Genomic DNA, 5090 nt, shown 5'->3' on the forward strand with positions numbered 1-5090 from the left:
AACTGCGACATTACACATATATTTTTGTTAGAGGGCTGAAAATGATGGAATGAGTGAAAATAACATTCAACTTTATATCTGATTATGAATTTCATAATGGATTGCGCAATCCGGGGCTTTACTCCTTAATTAGCCATAAGTCTGCGGCCGCGGATGAAAAAAGGACGTTGGTAGGGAACGATACAACCCGGGGTTTAACAATAGACAGCCCGGCCAAAAGCAAAACTGGAAAAACCGAGTTCACGGTAGCGGAAATTCTGCGTGACGCTGAATTATCCATGGCGATAGACAGGAAATACATTAAAACTAATAAAAATGAAAGCTTTAGAAATGAATGAAATGGTAGTAATTGAAGGTGGTAGATTTTTAGGATGGGGAAATCATGGTCATAGAGTTGGTGGTGCGCATGCCAATGATGCCTGTGGAAGTGGTCAATCTGTTACAGTTCAAGATTATTTTACAATTTTTTGGGTTCATGCTGTATATAAAGGTGAACATGAAGAATGTTTAGCCCCAAATATTTAAATTAATCAACAGCGGTTTTATTAAACCGCTGTTTTATATCTTTATTTATGCGATATATTGTATTAAAACAAATTTTATTTTTCGCTTTCTTAATTGTAGTTCCCGATTATGGAATTTGCCAATCGGCTACTTTAACAGCAAAAATTATCGACCAAAAAACCAAACAACCAATTACCGGTGTAATAGTGCTGAATTTAAGTAACCAGAAAAATGCTACTTACACAGATGACGAGGGTATTTTTCATTTATTAGTTACTAAAAATGATTCTCTAAAAATTATTTGTGTTGGCTATAAAGATTCAGTAATAAAGAATTCTGAAACTTTAAATTTATCAAGCATAGAACTCAGGGCTAATTTTTTTTTGCTAGATGAAGTTGTGATAAATAGTATCTCTAAGGGAAGTAGTTATTCATTAGGGAACACTGGAAAAAAAGACCAATATTCTTATCAGGGGGGTACTAAGGGTTCGGTTTTATTGGTTTTTGTACCAAATGTAGATTCGAATACAAATAAATTCATAACTAAATTAAAGTATGAACTTATGACTATTGAAAGAAAAAAGCATGATTATAAAAGTGAAAATGAGAAAATTAATAAAGGAGTAGTTAGAGTAAGGCTTTATTCTTCAAAGGATACTTCTATATTCCCAAAGAGCGAATTGTTGCCAGAAAATATAATTCAAACTATTCCCCTCAAAGACGAACAAACTTTAATTGTTGATATTAGTAAATATAAAATCAATTTTCCGGCTAATGGTGTTTTCGTTGGTTTAGAGTGGTTGGGAGAAAAAAATAATTCATATGAAATTAATCTTAATCCTGCTTTTAAAACTATAAAATCAAAAATTGATCCATTTAGCTTTATATCGTTTTATGGAAAGGAATTTAATAATTCTGGAAGAATATTGAATTTATACCATTCGCCAATGTTTGGAATAGAAATTGAAGAATATTGATTGAAGTTAATTTAATACGGTTTTGAACATAAAATTAGCTATTAAGATTAAGTAAAAAAATATTCATTACCTCTTAACTCGAAGTTTACTTATATCTTAACTGAATTGATTTCAATGAAAAAAAAATATATACCCCAAAAGCCGAAATTATTATTACCTACTTATATTCTTAGCTGGTTTTTTCTACAGTTATTGATGTCTAAATTATTTTTCTTTTTTGCTAATAAATTTTCTTCTGGAATTATTATTAAACCAAGAGATGTAATAAACTTCACTAGTTCTTATTTTTTTTGGGAAAGCATTTCGGGAATATCTTTAAAAATTTTAATTGAAGTAATAGTAACTACAGTATTAGTATATACAGGATTTGTAATAGTTAGGAAAAAAGCAGTATTCAGCATTATTCTTAGTACAGTAATATTGGCGAATTCTGTTTTTTTAGTTCAAATGATAGGAGAATACTTATATGTTATTATAAATTTTAAAAACATCAGAAACATAGAATTCGAAACCTTTTCACTTTTCTCAGTTAGCTATTTTTTAAATCAGTTTCAATATAAGGTGCCAAGAATTTTTGATAATGCATTTCAAGTTTTAAGTGTTTTTGAAATTTCATATGTTTTGACTTTAACGTATTTGATAAAAAAAATATTTGAAATTCAGCTGGTTATCAGTTTCAGAATTATCCTTATTTCTTATATTTTTCCTTTATTAACTTGGCTATTGTTGATTATGTTACTCTCATTACTATAATTCAAATCAGTGAATAAACGCTTTTATTTTATCATTTGTATCTTTTTATTTATTTGCATATCTATTGTAATTTTTATATCTGTGAGAATTACAAAAAAAGAAAATGCCCCTATTGAGTATAAAACAAATTTTTCTTCAATTCTTTTTAAAGACTCTTTTTTTGTGTCAGCAATACCTAAAAAAGAATTATTTAGAAAGCCAGTATATATCGTATTTGTATCAATAAACTGTGAGTTTTGCCATGAGGTAATGAATCAAATTAATGAAGGTGATTTAACTCTAAAAGACAACCAACTTATATTAATCTATCTTAATCCAATGTCTGACGTAAAAAAGTATTTATTACAACAGAAAATTTCAAAAAAAGATATGATATATTCTTATTCTGATAGCAATAGTGAAATAAAAAACACACTTAAAAAAGTAAATACCCCATCAGTTTTTCTTTTAGAAAATAATAGTGTTTCCTTAAAAGCTAGTGGCTTGTCTCAGTCATTCAACCTTGTTAACTCGTTGAAATGAAAACGCCTAAAATTATTCAACAACTTGATTTTTCGGATTGTGGCCCAGCTTGCCTACTTACTATTGTTGAACATTATGGTGGCATAGATAGTTTAGAGAACCTTCGAAAACTTAGCGGTACTAACATTATAGGATCAACATTGTTAGGATTATATCAAGCGGCAACTCAAATAGGCTTTAATGCCGAAGGTTGTGAAGCTGATATAGCCGCTTTAATTAAACACGAAAGCCCATGCATTTTGCATGTTATTGTCGATAATAAACTACAACATTATGTGGTTTATTATGGGGTAACCCAAAAGAACGGAGAGATTAATTTTATTATAGGTGATCCAGCAAAAGGTATTCTTTATTTAAGCCGTAATGAATTAGATACAATTTGGCAATCTAAAACATGCCTAACACTTACGCCCAATGAATCATTTAAAAAAGGAATAGATATCGGTAAGGCAAAGAGAAACTGGATATTCGAGTTAGTGAAATCAGATGCCCCTTTACTTTTAATTGCAGCTGGTTTAGGAATAGTAATTGCAGTTTTGGGTTTGGTAATGGCTGTTTTTTCGCAAAGGTTAATAGATGATATTTTGCCTAACCGAAATTTTATTAAACTTAATATTGGTATAGCACTTGTTTTTTTGCTTTTACTTATTAAAGAGGTTTTTTCATACTTAAGGCAATATTTTCTAATTAGTCAAAGCAAAGATTTTAATATTCGTATTATTGATTTCTTTTATTCTCATTTACTTAGATTACCCAAGCAGTTTTTCGACACTAGAAAAATTGGTGAACTTACTGCTAGATTAAATGATACATCACGTATTCAAAGAGTGATAAGTCAATTGGCTGGTAATGTAATTATAGATATTTTAATAGTGATTGTTTCATCAATCTTTATTTTTTTGTACTCTTGGCAGATAGGTTTGTTTAGTGTTATTTTTATTCCTCTTTTCTTTTTACTTGTTTACCAAAATGTTAGTCAAATATCAGCTGGACAAAGATCTATTATGAGTAGTTATGCTCAAACCGAAGCAAATTATATTTCTACATTACAGGGTATTGAACCCATTAAGAATTATAATAAACAAGTGATATATGAACAAAGCAACGCCCACATCTATAAAAAATTCCAAGACAACATTTTTTCTTTAGGTAAAACCCAAATGCGACTTGCTTTTACTGCAAATAGTTTTGCTACTGCTTTTTTGACTGGGGTACTATTATTTGCTTCTTATCAAGTATTGAATAATTATCTAAAACTCGGGGAATTAATTGCCTTATTGGGAATGGCGGGTTCTTTACTTCCTAGTGTTAGTAACTTGGCATTAATTATCATTCCAATTAATGAGGCAAAAATTGCTTTTGAGCGGATGTTTGAGTTCACGGGAACACCTCCAGAACAATTAATTGACGCCAATTTGTTCCGAACATTTGAGAACCTGCGAATTCAAAAACTTGCCTTTCGTTTCCCTGGTAGAAAACAGCTTTTACAAAATATTTTTTTTGCAGTAAATAAAGGAGAAATTATAGCTTTAATGGGAGAAAATGGATCCGGTAAAAGTACGCTTACACAAATAATTCAACAAAATTATAACGCCGAATCTGGAAGTATATGCATAAACAATCAATATGAACTTAAGGAGATTTCGCTTAGAGAGTGGAGAAAGTGCATTTCAGTTGTTCCTCAACAGATTCACATTTTTAATGGCACAGTATTAGAGAACATTGCATTTGATGATGAAGCAAAAAATCCACATAAAGTAATTGATTTTTTGAAAGAGTATGGCTTTAATGAATTTATTGAAAGTCTTCCTCAATCATTTATGACAATTGTTGGTGAAGAGGGTATCAACTTGTCTGGGGGCCAAAAGCAGTTAATAGCATTAGCAAGGGCGTTGTACCATAAACCTCAACTTTTAATTTTAGATGAGGCAACCGCCTCAATGGATAGGGATTCCGAGCAATTCGTTTTAAAATTATTAACACAATTGAAAAGCTCGATGGGTATTATATTTATAACGCATAGATTACATGTTTTAAAATCTTTTTGTGATCGAATATATATATTACAAAATGGGGAAACATCTGTTTCAGGAAACCATGATACGCTTCTCTTAAGTGATAATTTGTATAGTAAATATTGGAATGATTTAGTTCCTCAATAACAATAAAATTCCTTTGCCATAGTCTCATAGGCCATTAGGCGTAAGACTATACGAGGAAGGAATAAATACATCTTTAAATTATCACTATGAAAAGTATCTTTTTATTTATCTTTTTCCTTTCTCGCATTCTCCTCCTACGTCGAAAGACTATGCGAGGAAGGAAATTGAATTA

5 protein-coding genes are annotated in these 5090 nt (G+C 30.3%); all 5 read left to right on the plus strand.

Annotated features, from left to right (window positions below; translation table 11 throughout):
- Positions 1 to 315: 315 nt before the first annotated feature.
- The 5 genes from ACOYLT_RS09940 (at position 316) to ACOYLT_RS09960 (ending at position 4918) form a co-directional block, all read left to right on the plus strand.
- Positions 316 to 525, plus strand: coding sequence for a hypothetical protein (locus ACOYLT_RS09940; protein ID WP_422853700.1), 210 nt, complete (start codon positions 316 to 318; stop codon positions 523 to 525).
- 47 nt (positions 526 to 572) lie between these two features.
- On the plus strand, positions 573 to 1481 hold the full coding sequence (locus tag ACOYLT_RS09945) for a carboxypeptidase-like regulatory domain-containing protein (protein ID WP_422853701.1): 909 nt from the start codon (positions 573 to 575) through the stop codon (positions 1479 to 1481).
- Positions 1482 to 1676: 195 nt separating this feature from the next.
- Positions 1677 to 2234: a hypothetical protein gene (locus ACOYLT_RS09950; RefSeq protein WP_422853702.1), complete on the plus strand. Its 558-nt coding sequence runs from the start codon at positions 1677 to 1679 to the stop codon at positions 2232 to 2234.
- An 81-nt stretch (positions 2235 to 2315) separates the two neighbouring features.
- On the plus strand, positions 2316 to 2756 hold the full coding sequence (locus ACOYLT_RS09955; protein ID WP_422853703.1) for a hypothetical protein: 441 nt from the start codon (positions 2316 to 2318) through the stop codon (positions 2754 to 2756).
- Positions 2753 to 4918: a peptidase domain-containing ABC transporter gene (locus tag ACOYLT_RS09960; RefSeq protein WP_422853704.1), complete on the plus strand. Its 2166-nt coding sequence runs from the start codon at positions 2753 to 2755 to the stop codon at positions 4916 to 4918. Before ACOYLT_RS09955 ends, ACOYLT_RS09960 begins: the two co-directional genes overlap by 4 nt.
- The last annotated feature ends 172 nt before the right edge of the window (positions 4919 to 5090 follow it).

This window comes from Flavobacterium sp. (assembly GCF_049318185.1).
Lineage (GTDB): Bacteria > Bacteroidota > Bacteroidia > Flavobacteriales > Flavobacteriaceae > Flavobacterium.